General features: G+C 56.8%; 1 protein-coding gene. It reads left to right on the top strand.

The features are described 5' to 3' along the window. On the top strand, positions 1-289 hold a 289-nt coding region (locus Q4563_RS16505), incomplete at its 5' end, for a hypothetical protein (RefSeq protein WP_303605255.1). Between the last annotated feature and the right edge of the window lie 125 nt (positions 290-414).

The raw sequence follows: 414 nt of genomic DNA, 5'->3' as shown, positions 1-414 counted from the left end.
CCCCATGAGCGAAATAGCCAGCCAATACCGCGTCACCATCCTCGCAACCGGCGTTAAAACACTCGGCCTCTCCCCCAAATACAGCCATCATCAAATCGCGGTAGAAGGGGCGACCGGAGACGTTACCGTCAAATTTCGGCCAGTGGGGTTTGACGACTATCAATCCGTAACAGACAACGTCCTGGAGCAAAACAGCAGCGCCGTTTTCGTACTGGGTAGCGTCGAAAGCGTTGAACTGACCCCGACAGACACCGGCGTCAGCTACTCCCTGACCGTGAGCAGCTTCTGATGCGACTGGCCCCCAGATTGACTCCGCGCCTCACTCCTCGAGTAAACCAGCGCCTGGGCAGTGCTGGTGATGGTGGGGCAGTGTCGCGGTATTTTACAATGCTGGATGCTAGTGCAGCACAATAC

It is taken from the genome of Gilvimarinus sp. 1_MG-2023, from assembly GCF_030548285.1.
Note: the sequence above shows the minus strand (reverse complement) of the source record. Positions and strands in the feature narration are given on the sequence as shown.